Here is an 18,205-nt window from a genome sequence, read left to right as displayed (position 1 = left end):
GGCTGTTGCTCACGCAGCGCGCGCTTCGGGCACTGCTGCCGCTACCGAGCGGACTCACTGTCCTGGAACTGGACACGCTGGCGCTGACGGCCGAGTTGGCGCACAACCCGGACGTGCCGCTGAGCGGCGAGAACCTGGCCTATGTGATCTACACCTCGGGCTCCACCGGACGGCCCAAGGGCGCCGCGGTGCGGCATGCGGCTCTCACCAGTTGCATGTGCTGGATGCAGGACCACTACCGGCTGCAGTTCGCCGACGTCGTCCTGCACAAAGCCCCCTTCGGCTTCGACGTCTCCGTCTGGGAGATCTTCTGGCCGCTGAGCGCCGGCGTCAGCCTCGCGGTGGCCATGCCGGAAGAGCATCGTGACCCGGAACGCATCATCGCCCGCATCCGCGAACACGGTGTCACCACGGTGAACTTCGTACCGGCGATGCTGCAGGCCTTCCTCGCCCACGACGGCGTCGAGCAGGAAACCCGGCTGAAACACATCCTGTGCGGCGGCGAGGCCATGCCGGCCGGCGTGCAGGAAGCCTGCGCCCAACGGCTGCCGGGTGCCGGCCTGTACAACCTGTACGGCCCCACTGAAACCACCATCCATGTGACCCACTGGCGCTGCCGTGGCGACGGCCGCAGCCTGGTGCCCATCGGCGCCCCGATCGCCGGCACCCGCACCCACGTCCTGGATGGCGAACTGAACCTGACGCCGGCCGGCGTGGCCGGCGAGCTCTACCTGGGCGGCGTCGGCCTCGCCCGCGGCTACCTGAACCGCCCCGGCCTGAGTGCCGAGCGCTTCATCGCCGACCCCTACGACGAGTCCGGTGGGCGGCTGTACCGCACGGGTGACCTGGTGCGCTGGAACGCGGAAGGCGAACTGGAATACCTGGGCCGGATAGACCACCAGGTCAAGATCCGGGGCTTCCGCATCGAACTGGGCGAAGTGGAAGCGCAGCTGCTGGCCCAACCGGAAGTACGTGAAGCGGTGGTGGTGGCCGACGAAGGCCCGGGCGGGGCACGGCTGGTGGGCTACGTGTCGGCCCAGGCGGGCGCGGAAATCGACACCGCGGAACTGCGCACCAAGCTGGGCGAGCAACTGCCGGACTACATGGTGCCGTCGGTGCTGATGGTGCTGGACGCGCTGCCGCTAAACGCCAACGGCAAGATAGACCGCAAGGCGCTGCCGAAGGCGGAGGCGGGCAGCGAGCAAGCCTACGAAGCGCCGCAAGGCGAAGTCGAAGAACGGCTGGCGGCGATCTGGGCTGAAGTGCTCGGAGTAGAGCGGGTCGGTCGGCAGGACAGCTTCTTCGAACTCGGAGGGCATTCCTTGCTGGCGCTCGGGGCGCTGCCGCGTACGCGGGAAATCCTCGGGCTGCCCGAAATGGCGCTTGCGGAACTGTTCCGCCATCACCGCCTTGCCGATCAAGCTGCCCTGGCCGCTGCCGGGCCGGAGATGCTGGACGTGGTCGTCCTGGCCGAAGGTGGTCGGGGCATACCTCTGTACTGCTTTCCCGGCCTGATCGTGAATTCATCCGAGTACCGCCAGCTTGCGGAAGCGCTGCAGGGAACCAGGCCCGTCCATGCCTTCGTCAGCCATGCGCTCACCTCCCGGCGCTGGAAACACAGCTCTCTGGAGCGCCTGGCGGCTGGGTATGCCGAGCACATCAGGCGCGAGACCCGGGGCGGCCCCTGCGCCCTGCTGGGCTGGTCATTCGGGGGCGATCTGGCGTTCGAGACCGCTCGTCAGCTTGCGCACGATTTGCCGGTGAATTTCCTCGGCCTGGTCGACGTGGCCGTTCCGGCGCTGCCGTCCCCGCCGGCCTTGACCGCTTTGCAGCAGGACGCGGCCCGCAAGCGCCTGGACGCCTGGCGTGACAGATCGGAGATGGCCGTGCAGTGGCAGGCCCTGCTGGATCGTCTGCCCTCCGGCTTGCGCGATCAGATACTGGCCAATGCGCTCGCGGCGGAAGATGACATGCCGCTGGATGGCCCCGGCTACGCTTCGAAAGAGTACTTGCAGTGGGCTTTGCTGGACGCCGAGAGGATGCTGATGGAGTACGACTACGGGACGGTCGGCGTCGAGATGGATGTGTGGCTGGCCGCCGATGCATGGGAAAGGCGCCATGTCTTTCCCCGTGATTGGACTCGGCACGGGACGATACGGACACAGACGGTGGTTCCTGGGACAGGACACCTGACGATAGTCCGCAGCGCGGCTTTCATAGAGGCGGTCAGGGATCGGCTTCTGCAGTTGGATGGGTGACGCAGGAAGCGCGACGAAGAAACCGGCCGCCCCAGGGCGGAGGGGGCCGGGAACAGGAGGAGCGGCGCCACCCGGCCACCGCTCCTCCCGGGGGCACTTACCAGCGGTAGGTGGCGGTTGCGATGAGCTTGCGCTCGTCTCCAAAGTAGCAAACCGTGGAGCTGCACTGGCTGTAGTAGGTCTTGTCGGTGAGGTTCCGCGCGTTGAGTGCCAGGCTCCAGGGACCATAGTCGTAGCCAACCATGGCGTCGAAGATGGTGTAGCCAGGAACGGTCTTGGGGGCATTACCGTCGTAGCCGCTGTTGGGGCCCATGTAGCGCGCTCCCAGGCCGAACCTCAAGCCGAAGGGAAAGCGGTAATCCGCCCAGGCCGCGGCTTGATTGCGTGAAACCGGGTTCGCCTGCTTGCCGACTTCGCTCGGGTCTATGCTCCGGGTCACGTCGGCTTTCGGGGTGTAGGAATAACTGAGGTTCACATTGAGTTGCGGCAGCGGCTGGATATGGGCTTCGAGTTCCAGGCCCCGCACGATCACTTCGCCCCGCTGGCTGGGAACGAACGAAGCGTCGGTGGTGATGTTGTTGCGCCGGCGCAGATCGAAGGCCGCGATGCTGTAGCTGTCGTTGCGGCCAGGCGGCTGGTAGCGCAAGCCGATTTCGTACTGGACGCCGGTCTCCGGGTCGAAGGCCTTTCCGGTCGCGGGGTCGACGGCCACGTTGGGAACGAAGGACTCGGCATAGCTCAGGTAGGGCGCCAGGCCATTCTCGGCGAGGTAGACCAGGCCGGCGCGGCCGGTGAATTTCTCGTCGGTCTGGCGCGATTCGGTATGGGTGAGATGCTCGTCGCTCTCGACCTTGGCCCAGTCGTAGCGTCCGCCCAAGGTGGCCACCCAGCGCCCGCCGAACTTGATCTGGTCCTGGAAGTAGAGCCCGGTTTGCCACAGCCGGATGTCGGAATCCGTGTTAGGCGCCGGAATCGGCAGGACAGCGCCATAGGTCGGGTTGTAGATGTCCATCGTCAGCGTAGTGCGTCGAGAGTACGAAGCTTCGTCGAAGTGGGTACGCTGATAGTCCAGGCCGAGAAGCAGAGTGTGTTCGGTTTCACCCAGCTTCAGCTTGCCTTCCGCCTGGTTGTCGATGACGAAGCTGGAGGCCTCGGACTGGGTGCCGCTCACCGTCAGGTAGCGCCTGCGGTAGTTGGCGGCGCTGCTCGGGTTGCTGGCGTCCACCTGGACGAAGAGCCTCGTGCCAGCCTGCCAGTAGTCGACTTCCATATGGCTGTAGCGTGCGTTCTGCCGCAAGGTCCAGTTCTGGTTGGGCCGATGTTCGAAGGCATAGCCCAGCATCCATTGGTCCTGGTCGAACTGGTTGAAGTCCGGTTCGCTGAGGAAGTTGGAGGAGGGAATCTTGCCGTTCGGGTTGTAGAGCAGGGTGCCTTCCACCGGCGCGATCCGGGTATAGACGCCGGCCCGGTCGCGCATGACGCTGGAGAGCACGGTCAGGCTCGTGTCGCTGGATGGACGCCACGTCAGCGAGGGGGCGAGGAAGTAGCGGTCGTCCGCCATGCTCTCGGCTGGGAGCTCGGCGTCCTTGACCAAAGCGGTCAAGCGATAAAGCAGTTTGCCGTCCTCATCGACCGGACCCGAGAAATCGCCCGCAAGCTGTTTCCGGGAGTCCTCGCCAAGTTGCAGCTGGAGTTCGTGCAGTGGTTTATCCGTGGGGCGCTTGCTGACGACATTCACCAGCCCGCCCGGGCTGTTCTGGCCATAAAGCACGGAAGAGGGCCCGCGTAATACCTCGAAGCGCTCCAGGTTGTAGTTTTCCGTGCGCCACACGCTGAGAGAGCCCGTATTGCGCAGGGGGAGGCCATCGAGATAGAGACTGCTGTAGCCGTCGAAACCGCGCAGATAGATCCAGTCGTAGCGTGAGTCGCTGCCATACGGGGAGATCGTGATCCCCGGGGTATAGCTGAGGGCTTCCTTGAGATTGGTGGCGCCTATCGCTTCCGCATAGTCCGCGGTCACCACGGAAATGGACTGGGGCGTCTCGATGATTGCTGTGTCGGTCTTCGTACCGGTGGCGCTGCGCCGGGCCAGGTAGCCTTCGACCGGCCCCCAGGCGTTCTCCTCGTAGGCTGCCTGAACCCTGACTTCCTGTAGTTCCCGCTCCACGGCACCGGTTTGCCGAGGCCGGATGGTCACGTTGCCATTGGCGTTCGTAAGCGCCGCCAGGTCGGTGCCGGCCAGCAGTCTGTTGATGGCTTCGCGTGCGCTCATGCGGCCGCTGACGGCTGGCGCGGTGAGGCCGGTTACCAGGTCGCTGGGCGCATAGACCTGGACCCCGGTCTGCGTCGAGAGCATCGTCAGCGACTGGCTCAGGGCCTGGGCCGGCAGGTTGACGGTGAACAACTGTTCGGCCTGCTGCGACGGTGCCTGGGCCAGGGCGTGCAGAGGCGGCAGGGCGCCGAGAATGGCAAGACTGCTGGAGATTGTTGCGGCCAGCAGGCGTTGCCGCGGGGGGAGGGAATGCATGGAAATGTCTCGCTTAGGGAATAGGAAGGGTTGCGGGATGACAGGACAGATTGATGAGAATCATTTCCGTTGACGTACGGCCCCCAAAGAGTGGGACAAGGGAGGCTTGTCGTCCGAGTATGCCGTTTGAAGTAGCGCCCGCTGCCTGGCGTCTGTCATCGCCAAATCCGGCGTGCTGGCAGAGGAGCGTGCCGGGCCTGGCGGTCGCGCTGCAGGGGAAAAGTCCAGGGCGAACCTGAAGTGGTGAATCCACCTGCGGCCATCGTGATGGACCCGTCGGAACTCCTCGCGAGCGCCATGAGCTTTCAAAGCCGGCGCGACAACCTTCCGAATCGAGTCCTGCTCTGGGGCGGCTCCGGGGGCCGCGTTCCGGGCGTCGGACGAACGCCGCAGGAGATGAAGGACAGTGAGGGGCGAAGGACAGGGATGGGGGCGGGCCCGCTCGCGAGGGCAACAGGAGGCTGTCCAAAACGCGGGCTCGGGATGCGGCGGTTCTCGCCCTGTTCTGCGAGAACCGCCGGATTGCTGCCATGCGGCCGTGAGGTGGAGGCGTGTATCAGGCCTGCAGGGCTGCGGCCCGGCTACGCGCCGGCGCCTGGGCCCGCCCTTCCTCCAGCGCGCAGCGGATCTCCTCCGTCCGCACCGCCGTCACCGACAGCAGCGTGTCGCTGAAGCCGTGGGTAGCCTCGCAGGCGCCCTGGAGGAAGACCTGGGGGCGGAAGCCGGGGGTGCTGCGGACGCGGTAGTTGCGGTCCACCGTGAAGTCGCCGAGGTAGGGGGCGAGGGGGGCGAGCACCGCCTTATGCTGATGGCGCACGTAGCCGGTGGCGAGGATCACCGCGTCGTAGCGGTTGGCGTGTTCCAGCTGGCCGTCGGTGTCGAGCAGGCGCAGGTGGAGGCCGTCGGCGCCGGCGCGCACTTCCTGGACCTGGTGGCGGCGCAGCAGGCGGTGGCGCTGTTTGCCGGCGACTTTCTGCTCGTACATCACCTTGAAGATCTGCTGCACCAGTTCGAGGTCGGGGGCGGAGTAGTTGGTGTGCCAGAACTCCTTGAACAGGTGGGTGCGCTCGTCCTCGCTGCGGTCGTAGACGTAGTCGGTGAAGTCGGCGTTGAAGATCTCGTTGACGAAGGGGCTGTCGTCCGAGGGGCGGATGGCGCGGGCGCGCATGATGAGGTCCACCTGGGTGCTGGCGTCGCGGCCGTGCAGTTCCATGAAGATTTCGGCGGCGCTCTGGCCGCCACCGACGACGGCGACTTTCTTCAGCGGGCCGAGCTGGTCGATCCGGCTGAGGTAGTTGTGGGAGTGGAAGACGCGCGGTTCGTCCTTGAAGGGCCGGAAGGCTTCCGGGATGTTGGTGGTGCCGCCCATGCTGACGACGAGGTTGCGTGCCAGGCGCTCGCGCACGCTGCCGTCGGCGCAGCGGGAGCGCACCCGCAGCAGGCTGACTTCATCGCCTTGCCGCTCGGGCAGGATCTCGAACACTTCTTCGGCATAGGCGCAGCGGTCGGCGAACTGGGCGGCGGCCCAGCCGAGGTAGTCGCTGAATTCCTGCCGGCTGGGGTAGAAGGTCTTGAGGTTGATGAAGTCCGGCAGGCGCTGTTTTTCGTGCAGGTAATTGACGAAGGTGAAGCGGCTGGTGGGGTTGCGCAGGGTGGCGAGATCCTTGAGGAAGGAGATCTGCATGTGCGCGTGGTCCAGCACCATGTCCGGGTGCCAGGTGAAGCCGGCCTGCTTCTCGATGAAGAGCGCGTCCACCGGTTGCCCGGTATGGCGTTTTTCGTCCAGCGCGATGGCCAGGGCGATGTTCGAAGGGCCGAAGCCGATGCCGATGAGATCGTGGGTCTGCATGCTCAACTCCTTTGCGGAGAGACGTGGGTGGGTGCGGCGGAGGGAGGGGTGGCTGCTTCGGTGCGTGGCCACCACAGGGTGTCGGCGAAGTAGTGCTCCCGCAGCATCACCACCAGTTGGGCGTGTTTGTGCGGGAAGTCGAATTCCTTGAGCTTGGCGTAGCCGGAGCGGTCCAGATTGCGTATCTGCTGGACATGGTCGATGCGCGGTTCGCCGACGATGCGGCGGGTACGCGGATCGCTGAGGAAGAGGTAGTGGGAGATGGAGGTGAGCCAGGCTGTGGCGTAGGCCTTGCCGCGCCACGCCGGTTCGCCGATCAGCACATGCCAGCCGCGGTCGTAGTCGTCCGCGTCGCAGAAGGGCGAGATGCGGTTTTCCTTGGCCCAGTAGGCTTCGAAGTAGCCGAAGGGCTCGCCGTCCAGGCAGCAGATCATGGCGTGGATGTGCGGGTCCGCGGCCAGCTCTTCCAGGTAGTGGCGATGCTTGTCGAGATCGCCTTCCTCCGACCACACCTTGGCCACTTCCGGATCGTTCATCCAGCGGTTGAAGCGCGGGAGGTCGCGCTCGATCTCCAGCGCGCGGAAGGAGAAGGTCTTGCCCAGCCAGGGGATGAAGCGCTGGTAGATCAGGCCGCTCGGCTTGGGCCGGCGCAAGGGGTGGCGGCGGCCCTGGGTCAGTTCGTAGCGGAAAGGGAAGGGCGGCGGCACTTGCGCCAGCCAGAGTTCCGGCCGCTGCCACAGCATGTCCCGCCGGGCGATGTTGTCCGTCGGAGTGGCGATGAGGATGCCGGCATCCAGCGCCTGCTGCGCCAGGGCTGGAGGCAGGGAAACCCTGGCCTGCTGCTGCCCGGGATGGAAGGTGAACAGCGCTTCGAGCACGGCCAGCAGATGGGCGAGTGCAGGCGCAGGCCCATGCGCCTGGTGTTCCAGCGTCAGGCCACTCGTTGTTTCGGTGCTGACCCAGCGGGAGAGGGCGCCGTCTTCTCCGCTGTTTCTCGGCTCGACCAGCAGGGTCTTGCCGTCCAGCAACACCTGGTGGGCTGTGCCGCCAGGATAGGAAAGGAGGCTGCGCAGGCCCTGCCAGTCCAGGGCGCTGGCAGGCGGTGTGGATGGGGTGGACATCGAGTGGTCCTCATGCGGTGTTTGTCGTCGCCGGCCAGCCATTGCGGGCGGGCCTCGGTCCTGGAGGCCCGCCCGCTGCGTGGGCAGGCCTATGTCATGAGTCGAAAACCCTTGCCTCGCGACCGAGGCTGGAATGGCTCATGTTCTGCATGACGAGTTCGATGGCGGGATGTTTAGTCGATGCCGGCACGGGGGCATGGGAAGTGACCGCCTGGCGCGGCCCAGGGGGCAGCGAGGCCGCAAGCCGGTCTCGCCCCGCCTAAAAAAAAGCCGAAGCGAATCGTCTTCACTGCTTGAAAGGGGATGGGCCGGCCACGGCTGCCGGCCGGTCCATTCCTGCCCGAACCTCTGCCCCTATCGGAAAGCCATGTCGAAGATGCGTCTGGTTTACATGTGGTCACTGCGCAACGCTGCCGCCGACAGGGCGGGCCAGCAGGTCGCCTACAAGGGCGGCCAGCGCTACATGAAGTCGCCGCTGCAATACCTGGCGGAGTTGCTGGACGGCACGCCGCTGGGCGAGCGCTATTCGCTGGAGGCCGTCATCTCGGACGATGACCCCGATTCCGACCGCGATTGCGACAAGCTGGCCGGCTACGGTTTCACCTGCGGCGAGGGCGAGCACTGGTTCTATCCGCCGCAGCTCACCGTACAGGGGCGGCGCATGGAGGGCCTGCGCTATACCGTGGCTTCGTCCTACCGCAGGCTGCCGTTGACCGACGCCGGGCGCGTCGACGGCAAGCGGGACTACGAGCAGCGGGTGCTGGAGATGCTGCGGGAGGTGAAGGCCGACCTGGTGCTGCTGGACGGGCTGCTGGTCATCCTCGACGAGCTGGTCCGCCCCGGCAGCCCCTTCCACCGCCGCATCGTCAACATCCATCCCGGCATCACCCGCATCGAATCGCCTTACGAACGCCGCGGCGCCTACGCCACGCTGGACGCCCTGCACGGCGCCCGCGGCGAGCGGAAGAACTGGCAGACTGGCGAGGTGACCGCGGCGCCGCCTGTGAACATGACCGGCGCCTCCTTCCATTACGTGGACAACGGCATCGATTCCGGCGAAGTGATCGCCGACGTGCTGGCGACCCCCATAGACCCGGCCGATACCATCCTCGAACTGCGCTGGAACAACTTCAACAACAGCCTCTTCCCCGCCATGCGCCGCGGCCTGGAGATCCTGGCCGGCATGGATGCGGCAGGGAACGGGCGGATGGAGGAACGCGGCTGACGCCTGCCCCGCTGGCCTGCCCGCACGTTGCATGATCACTTTCTACAACGCCAGCCACCTGCGCCACCAGGGCAGGCTGGAGATGTTCCGTGGCGAGCTGCTGCCCTGTTTCGAACGGGCGGACAGGGTCGAGACCGTGCTGGCCGAATTGCGCGCCCGCCGCCTCGGCCCCATCGAGGCGCCCGAGCCTTTCGACGACGCGCCGCTCGCCCGCGTCCATACCCAGCGCTACCTGGATTTCCTGCGTACCGCCTGGCAGGAGTGGATCGCGCTGGACCCGGCCAATGCCGGCAAGGATGCCTTGCCCTCCTTCTGGCCGATACGCGGTTTCCGCAGCGACCGGCTGCCGGACAACTTCGCCGCCCGCTTGGGCCTGTTCTCCTTCGACGCCGGCACGCCGCTCACCGCAGGCAGCTGGGCGGCGGCCCGCGGCGGCGCCTGCTGCGCCCTGTCCGCAGTGCGGCGGGTGCTGGCCGGCGAGCGCGCGGCCTTCGCGCTGACGCGGCCGCCGGGCCATCACGCCGGGGTAGACTTCTTCGGCGGTTACTGCTTCCTCAACAATGCCGCCATCGCCGCCCAGGCCTTGCGCGACGGCGGCGCCGCCCGGGTGGCGGTGCTGGACATCGACTACCACCACGGCAACGGCACCCAGGCCATCTTCTACGAGCGGCCGGATGTGTTCTTCGCCAGCATCCATGGCGACCCGCGCACCGAATACCCCTTCTACCTCGGCCATGCCGACGAGCGCGGCGCCGGAGCTGGGCTGGGCTGCAACCTCAATCTGCCGTTGCCGCGCGGCACCGCCTACCCCGAGTGGCAACAGGCGCTGGCCCAGGCCCTGCAGGCGATCAACGGCTTCTGTGCCGATGCGCTGGTGCTCTCCCTCGGCATGGACACCTTCGAGCACGACCCCATCTCCGGCTTCCGCCTCAAGCGCGACGATTACTACCGCATCGGCGAGACCCTGGCGGCGCAGGGCCTGCCCATCGTCATCACCTTCGAGGGCGGTTATGCGGTGGACGAGCTCGGCATCAATACCGCCAACCTGCTGCAGGGTTTCGAGCAGGCTGCCTGAGGCCACGAGCTCCGAGACGCCGTGTTCCGGCGCGATGCGGAAACGCCTTGCCGCAACGGTGAGCCGGGTATTTAAAGAAGGTCCCCCACAAGGGCGTTTCAAGGAAGCCGCATGTCCTCAGCCGCTGTTTGGCCTTGGCGCACGCATCTGCGGATGCGTGCCTGCTCCGCCCGTTTCCGGGGCTGGCCCGCTCTCGCGCTTGCCCTGCTGCTGGGGGCACCTGGCGGACCGGCCACTGCCGCAGTCGAGATCCGCCGCACAGCCGATGGCATTCCCCACATCCTGGCTTCTGGCTGGCGCGAGCTCGGCTACGGCTACGGCCACGCCCAGGCGGAGGATGCCTTGTGCACGCTGGCCGAAGCCTTCGTCACCTACCGCGGGCAGCGCTCCTTCCACTTTGGCGCCAAGGGGCGGCCGGCGCGCAATTCCACCTTCGGCCGTGCCACCAACCTGGAACTGGACTTCTTCTTCCGCAGCCTGGTGGCGGATGAACAGGTCGCCGCCTACCGGCAGCACCAGCCTGCCGACCTACAGGCCCTGTCCGAGGGCTTCGCCGCCGGCTACAACGCCGCGCTGCGGCAGCTCAAGGCACAGCAGAGCGCGCAGCGGCGCGCCTGCGCTGGAGAGCCCTGGGTGGCGGAGATTGGCGCCGACGACATCTACCGCCGCATGTATGCCGCCGGCCTGGCGGGCGGCTACAGCCGCTTCATCCCGCAGATCGTCAACGCCAGGCCGCCAGGCGGCCCCGACACCGGCGCGCTCGCCGACGACGTGGCCGAGCGCCTGGCGCATGCGGTCGGAGAAATGCCGGGCCTGGGCAGCAACGTCATCGCCCTGGGGCGGGAGGCCAGCGGCGAGGACGCCGGCGTGCTGTTTGGCAACCCGCACTGGTTCTGGGGCGGGCCGGACCGTTTCTACCAGGCCCACCTGACCATACCCGGCCGGCTCAACGTCGCCGGGGTGTCCTTTCTCGGCGTGCCGGTGATCGTCATCGGCTTCAACGAGCACATCGCCTGGAGCCACACCGTTTCCGCGGCGCGCCGCTTCGGCCTGTTCGAACTGGCGCTGGATGCGGCCGACCCCACCGCCTACCGCTACGACGGCGCGGTCGAGAAGATGCAGCGCCGGCAGGTCACGGTCGGAGTGCGTCAGGCGGATGGCAGCATCGCCACCGTCAGCCGTACCCTCTACCGCAGCCGCCAGGGGCTGCTGGTGGATTTCGGTGCCCGCTCGCCGGCCTTCGCCTGGGGGCGGGAGCGCGCGCTGGCGCTGCGCGACATCAATGCCGGCAACTTCCGCAGCTTCGAGACCTTCTTCCGCTGGAACCAGGCGAAATCGCTGGACGAGTTCGCCGCCATCCAGCGCGAGGAGGGCGGTGTGCCCTGGGTGAATACCGTCGCCATCGGCCGTGGCGACGGCCGCGTCTGGTTCGCCGACATCGGCGCGGTGCCGAATGTGTCGGACGCGCTGCGCCAGCGCTGTGCCGGCGCGCTGGCGCCGGCCTTCGCCACCCTGGACCGCAACGCCCCGCTGCTGGATGGCAGCCGTTCCGACTGCGCCTGGGCGACGGAGCCGGCGGCGCCGGTGGCCGGCTCCCTGCCGCCGGCACGCATGCCGGCGCTGTTCGCCACCGACTACGTCGCCAACATGAACGACAGCTACTGGCTCACCCGGCCGGTGCAGCCGCTGGAAGGCTATGACCGCATTCTCGGCGGTGAGGGCGAGGAGCTGTCGCTGCGCGGCCAGGCCGGCCATGCGCTGGCGGGCGGGTTGCTGCGTGCACGGGCGGGTTCTGCCCGCGAACTGGCGCGCATGCTGCGCCGGGAGGTGCTGGACGCCCGGGTGCATTCGGCCATCCGCTTCAAGCAACCCTTGCTGGCGGCGGCATGCGCCTCGCCGGCGGTGACGGTGAAGCGCGACCTGCTCAGCGGCGAGGCGCTGGCATCGCCGGCGGAAGTGAACACCGCCCCGGCCTGCCGGCTGCTGGCCGGCTGGCAGGACAAGGGCGGGGCGGAGGATCGCGGATCGCTGCTGTGGGATGCCTGGTGGGCCCGCCTGCGGCGGATTCCGGCGGCCGAGTTCTACCGCGTGCCCTTCGACCGCACCCGCCCGCTGGATACGCCGGCTGGGCCGGCGGCGGCCGACCCGCGGGTGGCGGAGGCGCTGGGCGCGGCCATCCTCGCCCAGCGGAAAGCCGGGCTGGCGCTGGATGCACGGCGCGGCAGCGCGCTCACGGTGGCGACCGCGCGCGGTGAGGTGGCGCTGTTCGGTGGCTGCGATCTGCAGGGCTACTTCACCATCGCCTGCGCCGGCGCGGCCAGCTACCGGATGAATGCCGACAGCCACGGCAACAGCTACCTGCAGGTGGTGCGCTTCGTTGGTGAGGGCGCGGCCGGCCGTGGCGTTGAAGCCCACACCCTGCTGCCGCACGGCAACGACGAGCGTGCGCTGCAGGGCGGGCCGGGTGCGGCGCCGGTGCTGCGCTACGCGCGGCAGGACTGGCTGCGCTTCCCCTTCACCGAGGCGGAGATCGCTGCCGATCCGGCGCTCAGGCGCATCAGGCTGCATCCTTGAGGGCGCTGCCCCGCGCCCGCCGCAGCGCGGGCGAAAGCGGGCAGGCGCCGCAGTGGCTTTCACCCGGCAGGCGGTAGTAGAGGCAGCACTGGCGGTGCAGCAGGATGGGCTTGCCGTGGCCGCCCGGCGGAGTGCCTTGGGGAGCGGCGTGCTTGCGCCGGCCGAACAGGGGATTGCGCCGGCCATCCGGCCACTTCTCCTGTTCCAGCAGGTAAGCGTGGTCGGCGGCCACCAGCGCGGCCAGCGGCGGCAGGCCGGCGGCGGCTGCGGCGGCCTGTTCCAGGATGGGCTCCAGCCAGCGCGACACGCTGCCCCACAGCAGTTTTTCCGGCAGCCCCGCCCCTTCCGAGAGGCGGGCGATGAGGGGCGCCAGGTGGCCGTCCAGCAGGGGGCGGTAGCGGCTGGCGCTGTCCTGCCCCGGTGCTGCATGGCCCAGCGTGGGGATGACGACCGCGCGCACCCTGGCATGTTCGTCCAGCTGCAGGGCGACGCTGCCGGCGGCCACCGGAAAGAGGTGCTGCAGCACGCTGGCGCCGGCCACCACCGCCGGCAGCAGCACGCCGGCGTAATCCAGCATCCAGGCGGAGGCGACCGGCCGCAGGTCGTCGCAGCGGCGGAAGGCGGCATGCCGGGCGAGCAGCGCATCCAGCGCCGCCGGCGAGGCCAGCAGGGCGGCCAGCGGCTGCAGGCCGGGCGCGGCCGGATCGCCGCACACCAGCGCTTCGCCAAGGGCGGCCAGTTCGCCGCGGAACAGGGGCTTCAACAGCTCGATCACATATTGCTCCAGCGCAGTCTCCTGCCTGGATGACGAGCCGCCGCGCCCGCTGTTTACCCTGGGCGACTAAATCTCCCGGCGCGCCAATCGTCTGTCTCTTGTGTTCCCCTGACTGTCGAGGCCGACGTGCTTTCTCACCTCATCCAGCAATCCCGCTGGCTGCTGCTGGCTGCCGCTGCCGCCAGCGTGATTTCCGGCGTCTGCGGCGTGCTGCTGCTGGCGCAGATCACCACCGCGCTCACCGCCGATGCCAGCCGCTACGGCAGCCTGGCGTGGACCTTCGCCGGGCTGGCCCTGGCCGCCATGCTCACCCGCACGCTCTCGGCGGTGCTGTTCGAACGCCTGGGCCAGCACGCGCTGGCCGAACTGCGCCACTACATCTCGGCGCGGGTGCTGGCGGCGGATTTCCGCCGGCTGGAGCTGGCTGGCGGGCCGCGGGTGCAGTCGGCGCTGTCGGAGCACAGCAACAACGTCGCCCAGTTCTTCGTCAGCGTGCCGGCTATCCTCACCAACGCGGTGGTGGTGGCCGGCTGCCTGGTCTACATGGCGCTGCTGTCATGGAAGATCTTCCTCGCCGCGGTGGTGGCCATCGGCCTGGGCTCGCTGGGCTACCACCTGGCGCACCTGCTGGCGATCCGCCACCTCAAGACCGCCTCGCAGGAGCAGGACAAGCTGTTCGGCCATTTCCGCGCGCTCACCGAGGGCGCCAAGGAGCTGCGGTTGAACCGCGCCAAGCGGCGCACCTTCGGCAGCGAGGTGCTGGGCAGCTCCATCGAGGCGGTGCGCAGCAGCCGCGCGCTCGGCATGTCCATCTTCGTCGCCTCGGCGAGCTGGGGCAGCTTCCTGATCTACGCCTTCATCGGTCTGGTGCTGTTCGTGCTGGTGGGCGACGTGCCGGACCGGACCACCATCATGACCGGCTTCGCGCTGGTCTTCCTCTACATGGTGACGCCGCTGGAGGTGCTGCTGCTCAACATTCCCCGCGCCAACCTGGCCAAGGTGGCGGCCGACCGCATCGAGGAGATCACCCGCGAGATTCCCGGCGCGGCGATGGCCGAGGCGGTGGGTGTGCCGCCGCCGCTGCGGCTCAACAGCCTGCTGCTGAAGGGCGTGAAGCACCGCTATTACCACGAGCAGAGCGACGACTTCTTCGAGCTGGGGCCGCTGGACCTGGAGTTCCGCCCCGGCACGGTGACCTTCCTGGTCGGCGGCAACGGCAGCGGCAAGACCACGCTGGCCAAGCTGCTGGTGGGGCTGTATGCGCCGGAGGCCGGCGAGGTGTGGCTGAACGGCGAACGCATCGAGGATTTCAACCGCGACCGCTACCGCCAGCTGTTCTCGGCCATCTTCTCCGATTTCCACCTCTTCGAGCGCCTGTTGGAAGCCAGCCGGCCGGACCTGGACGAGGCCGGCAACCGCCTGCTCGCGCGCTTGCATCTGCAGCACAAGGTGAAGGTGAGCGGCGGCGCCTTCAGTACCCAGGCGCTGTCCCAGGGCCAGCGCAAGCGCCTCGCGCTGGTGGTGGCCTGCCTGGAGGACCGGCCTTTCCTGATCTTCGACGAATGGGCGGCGGACCAGGATCCGGTGTTCAAGGATGTGTTCTACCGCGAGCTGCTGCCGGAGCTGCGCGCCCAGGGCAAGGCGGTGCTGGTGATTTCCCACGACGACCGCTACTTCGGCCTCGGCGACCGCTTGCTGCGGCTGGAGAATGGGCGGCTGGTCGAAGGTGCCGCGGCGTCGCCGCAGGCGGAGCGGCCGGTGCTGCAGAGCACCGTCGCCTGACGGGCCGGCGGCGCTGCCGCCGGTGGGCGAGGCCGTGGAGGCGGGGACGGTCCCTCAGTCTTCATCCAGGTGGATGGCGCCGTCCGGCCCCCAGCGCACCCGGGTGATGCCGGGTTCCTCCGCCTCCAGGCGCTGCTTCTCCAGTTCCTCCGGGCTGAGGTGCCCCAGTTCGGCGCGGCGCTCGTCGGCCAGCCGGCGGGCTTCTTCCTCGCGCAGGTGGGCCATCGCAGAGTCGCGCACCGCGGCGACGATCTCCTGGTCCTCCCACGGCTTGATCAGGTAGCGGTAGAGGCCGACCTCGTTCACCGCGTTCATTAGCACGTCGAAGTCGGTGACGCCGGAGAGGATGAGGCGCGGCACCTGGGGCTGGATGTCGCGGAAGGCCTTGAGGAAGGCGACGCCGTCCATCTCCGGCATGCGGTAGTCGCACAGCACCGTGTCGAAGGGCACCTCGGTGGCGCGGGCGAGCGCGGCGCGTGGCGAGCTGTGGGATTCCACCTGCGCCGCTTTCGGCAGCGCATGCCGCAGCAGGCGGACCAGGGCGGCCAGCACATGGCTCTCATCGTCGACCAGCAGAATACGCATCGCATTCTCCTTCCATGCCGTGGGGGCAGGGCCGTTCCCGCTGCGGCGGTCCGTGCGGGGGCAGACTGTGTGCGCCGGCCGAAGTTCGGCCCGCGGCGACCGGCCGTCGGCAGGACAGGCGGGCGCGCTCATGCCGCGCCCGCCGCGCCGTCGCCGCGCCGCACCGGCAGCATCACGCGGAAGCGGCTGCCCTGGCCTGGCTCGCTCTCCACCTGCAGCTCGCCACCGTGCTTCTTGACGATGCCATAGGCGAGCGACAGGCCCAGGCCGGTGCCCTTGCCGATGGGCTTGGTGGTGAAGAAGGGGTCGAAGATGCGCTTGATCAACTCCGGCGGAATGCCGACGCCATCGTCGCTCACCTCCACCCAGACCTTGCCGGCCGCCGCATCGTGGCCGGTGCGGATGAGGATGCGGCCCATGCGGCCGTCCGGAATGGCATGGGCGGCGTTCACCAGCAGGTTGAGGAAGACCTGGTTGAGCTGCGAGGGCAGGCATTCCACCTCCGGCAGCCGGGCGTACTCCTTCACCACTTCGGCGCGGTACTTGATCTCGTTGTTGACGATGTTGAGGGTGGAGTCCAGCCCGGCGTGCAGATCGGACCATTGCCAGTCCTGGCCGCTATCCACCCGGGAGAAGTCCTTCAGGTCGGCGACGATCTTGCGCACCCGGTCCACTCCCTCGCGCGATTGGCGCAGCAAGGCCGGCAGGTCTTCCATGATGAAGTCGTAGTCATGCGCCTCCCGCGCCTGCCGGGCGGCGATGGCGGCGGGGTGCTCGGGGGGCAGCTGTGCGGCGGCGGCAGCCAAGGCGCTGGCGACCGCGCCGAGGCCGGCCAGGTAGCGCTCCAGCGTGCCGAGGTTGGATTGCACATAGCCGATGGGGTTGTTGATCTCGTGCGCCACGCCGGCGGCGAGCTGGCCGATGGAGGCGAGTTTCTCCGATTGCAGCAGCTGTTGCTGGGCGTCCTGCAGGCGGGCGTTGAGCTCGGTGAGTTCGGTGTTGCGGCGCAGGGCCTCCTGCTCCGACGCGGCACGCCGGCTCACGTCCGCCTCAAGTTCGGCCTTGGCGCTGGCGAGCTGGGCAGTGCGCTGCTCCACCTTGCTCTCCAGCTCGGCGCGGGCGCGGCGCAGGGCCTCCTCCGCCTGCTTGCGCTCGCTCATGTCCACCAGGGTTTCGATGGCGCCGATGATGCGGCCGTCGAGGTCGCGCAGCGGCGCGGCGGTGAAGAACAGCCAGCGGCCGTGGTCGCCGGAGCGGGGAAAGAACAGCTCCGCCTCGTAGGCGCCGGGGATGATGGGCGAGCGGCGGACGTTGCCGTGGTAGTAGCTGTCGATGCGGCGCTCGATGTCGCCGGTGACGATCAGTTCCGCCAGCACCGGCCGCTCGTACTCGTAGAAGGCCTCCCAGGCGGCGCCGCGGCCCAGCATCTGGCTGGCCGGGGTGTCCGTCACCAGCTCGCAGGCGTGGTTCCAATGGGTGACGACACCGGCGGAGTCGATGACGAAAGTGGGCACCGGGCTGCCCTGCACGATCTGCTGCAGCACCTGCTGGATATGCTGCTGGGCGGCCTCGGCCTGCTTGCGGCCGGTGACGTCCAGCGCGGTGGCGAGCAGGGCATGGCCGGTTTCGTAGGCGATGCGCACCACCGTCACGTCCAGCCAGCGCAGGTCGCCGCCGCGGGTGAGGATGGGCACCTCGTGCAGCTCTGCCTCCGCCTCGCCCTCGCCGCGCAGCATGGCGGCGCTGCGCTGGCGCAGGGTTTCGCGCTGGTCTTCGCGCACCAGGTCGAAGAAGGCGCACTCCAGCAGCTCTTCCCGGCGGTAGCCGGTGCAGCGCTCCAGCGCGCGATTGACGTAGAGCAGCTTGCCGCCCCGGTGCAGCATGATGGCCGCGCCCACCGTCTCCGCCAGGCCCTGGAAGCGCTCGGCGCTGCGCCTGGCCTGGCGCTCGGCGCTCACTACCCGGGAGATGTCCTTGCCGATGCCGAGGAAGCGGTGCGGCAGCGCCCCGGCGGCCGGGCCGGTGCCCGTAGCCTGCCCGCCGCCGCCTTCGGGCGCGGGTGGCGGTGCGCAGCTTGTCCGCGTCACCGGCAGGATGGTGAGCTCTATCCAGTACTCGCCGCCGTCACGGTTGCGGTTGCTGAGCTCGCCCTGCCAGGCGGCGCCGGCGCGCAGCTGGTTCCACATGGCGGTGAAGAAGGCGGGCGGCTGGCGGTTGGAGGCAATGAGGCGGTAGGGCTGGCCCAGCAGTTCCTCGCGGGTGTAGCCGCAGGCACGGCAGAAAGCCTGGTTCACATACAGGATGTTGCCGTTCTCGTCGGCCAGCGACAGTTGCAGCGAATCCATCAGCAGCGCCGGATCGACGCCCAGGGCAATGAGTTCGGTCAGATCCTGTTCGGCCGGGTGGGGCATGCGGGCTGTCCTTGATCAAGGCT

Annotated in this window: 11 protein-coding genes; 5 read left to right on the top strand and 6 right to left on the bottom strand. The window is 68.4% G+C overall.

Annotation, left to right across the window (positions count from 1 at the left end; all coding sequences use genetic code 11):
• Window positions 1-2,258: amino acid adenylation domain-containing protein (locus C7389_RS25030; protein WP_133594066.1), on the top strand; the 2,258-nt coding region annotated here is incomplete at its 5' end.
• Window positions 2,259-2,355: 97 nt separating this feature from the next.
• Here C7389_RS25030 and C7389_RS18180 read toward each other — a convergent pair.
• The 3 genes from C7389_RS18180 to C7389_RS18170 form a co-directional block, all read right to left on the bottom strand.
• A complete protein-coding gene (locus C7389_RS18180) occupies window positions 2,356-4,785 on the bottom strand; it encodes a TonB-dependent siderophore receptor (RefSeq protein ID WP_211168572.1) in 2,430 nt (809 codons plus the stop codon).
• A gap of 556 nt (window positions 4,786-5,341) precedes the next feature.
• Entirely contained in the window at window positions 5,342-6,634 is a 1,293-nt protein-coding gene (locus tag C7389_RS18175) for a lysine N(6)-hydroxylase/L-ornithine N(5)-oxygenase family protein (protein ID WP_133594065.1), read from the bottom strand.
• A 2-nt stretch (window positions 6,635-6,636) separates the two neighbouring features.
• Complete coding sequence (locus tag C7389_RS18170; RefSeq protein ID WP_133594064.1) at window positions 6,637-7,755, bottom strand: GNAT family N-acetyltransferase; 1,119 nt, start codon at window positions 7,753-7,755, stop codon at window positions 6,637-6,639.
• 367 nt (window positions 7,756-8,122) lie between these two features.
• On the opposite strand from C7389_RS18170, the gene C7389_RS18165 reads away from it, so the two are divergent.
• From C7389_RS18165 to C7389_RS18155, 3 genes are all read left to right on the top strand, one after another.
• Window positions 8,123-8,980, top strand: coding sequence for a formyltransferase family protein (locus C7389_RS18165; protein WP_133594063.1), 858 nt, complete (start codon window positions 8,123-8,125; stop codon window positions 8,978-8,980).
• Between the two features lie 31 nt (window positions 8,981-9,011).
• Window positions 9,012-10,055 (top strand): histone deacetylase family protein, encoded by a 1,044-nt coding sequence (locus tag C7389_RS18160; protein ID WP_133594062.1) that lies wholly within the window; start codon window positions 9,012-9,014, stop codon window positions 10,053-10,055.
• Between the two features lie 153 nt (window positions 10,056-10,208).
• On the top strand, window positions 10,209-12,629 hold the full coding sequence (locus tag C7389_RS18155; protein WP_133594061.1) for a penicillin acylase family protein: 2,421 nt from the start codon (window positions 10,209-10,211) through the stop codon (window positions 12,627-12,629).
• Here C7389_RS18155 and fhuF read toward each other — a convergent pair.
• Window positions 12,613-13,404: a siderophore-iron reductase FhuF gene (gene fhuF, locus C7389_RS18150; RefSeq protein ID WP_133594060.1), complete on the bottom strand. Its 792-nt coding sequence runs from the start codon at window positions 13,402-13,404 to the stop codon at window positions 12,613-12,615. The two genes, C7389_RS18155 and fhuF, sit on opposite strands and share 17 nt — an antisense overlap.
• 126 nt (window positions 13,405-13,530) lie before the next feature.
• Between fhuF and C7389_RS18145 the strand changes: the two genes are divergently transcribed.
• Window positions 13,531-15,186 carry a cyclic peptide export ABC transporter gene (locus C7389_RS18145; RefSeq protein ID WP_133594059.1) on the top strand — a complete coding sequence of 552 codons (1,656 nt, stop codon included), beginning with the start codon at window positions 13,531-13,533 and terminating at the stop codon, window positions 15,184-15,186.
• Window positions 15,187-15,240: 54 nt separating this feature from the next.
• Here the strand turns inward: C7389_RS18145 and C7389_RS18140 are convergent, their stop codons facing one another.
• Together C7389_RS18140 and C7389_RS18135 are read right to left on the bottom strand one after the other, a co-directional pair.
• On the bottom strand, window positions 15,241-15,771 hold the full coding sequence (locus tag C7389_RS18140) for a response regulator (protein WP_133594058.1): 531 nt from the start codon (window positions 15,769-15,771) through the stop codon (window positions 15,241-15,243).
• Between the two features lie 128 nt (window positions 15,772-15,899).
• Window positions 15,900-18,182, bottom strand: a complete 2,283-nt coding sequence (locus tag C7389_RS18135) for a PAS domain S-box protein (protein ID WP_211168573.1) — start codon at window positions 18,180-18,182, stop codon at window positions 15,900-15,902.
• Between the last annotated feature and the right edge of the window lie 23 nt (window positions 18,183-18,205).

Source organism: Azoarcus indigens (assembly GCF_004361735.1).
In the GTDB taxonomy this organism is placed as follows: domain Bacteria; phylum Pseudomonadota; class Gammaproteobacteria; order Burkholderiales; family Rhodocyclaceae; genus Azoarcus; species Azoarcus indigens.
Note: the sequence above shows the minus strand (reverse complement) of the source record. Positions and strands in the feature narration are given on the sequence as shown.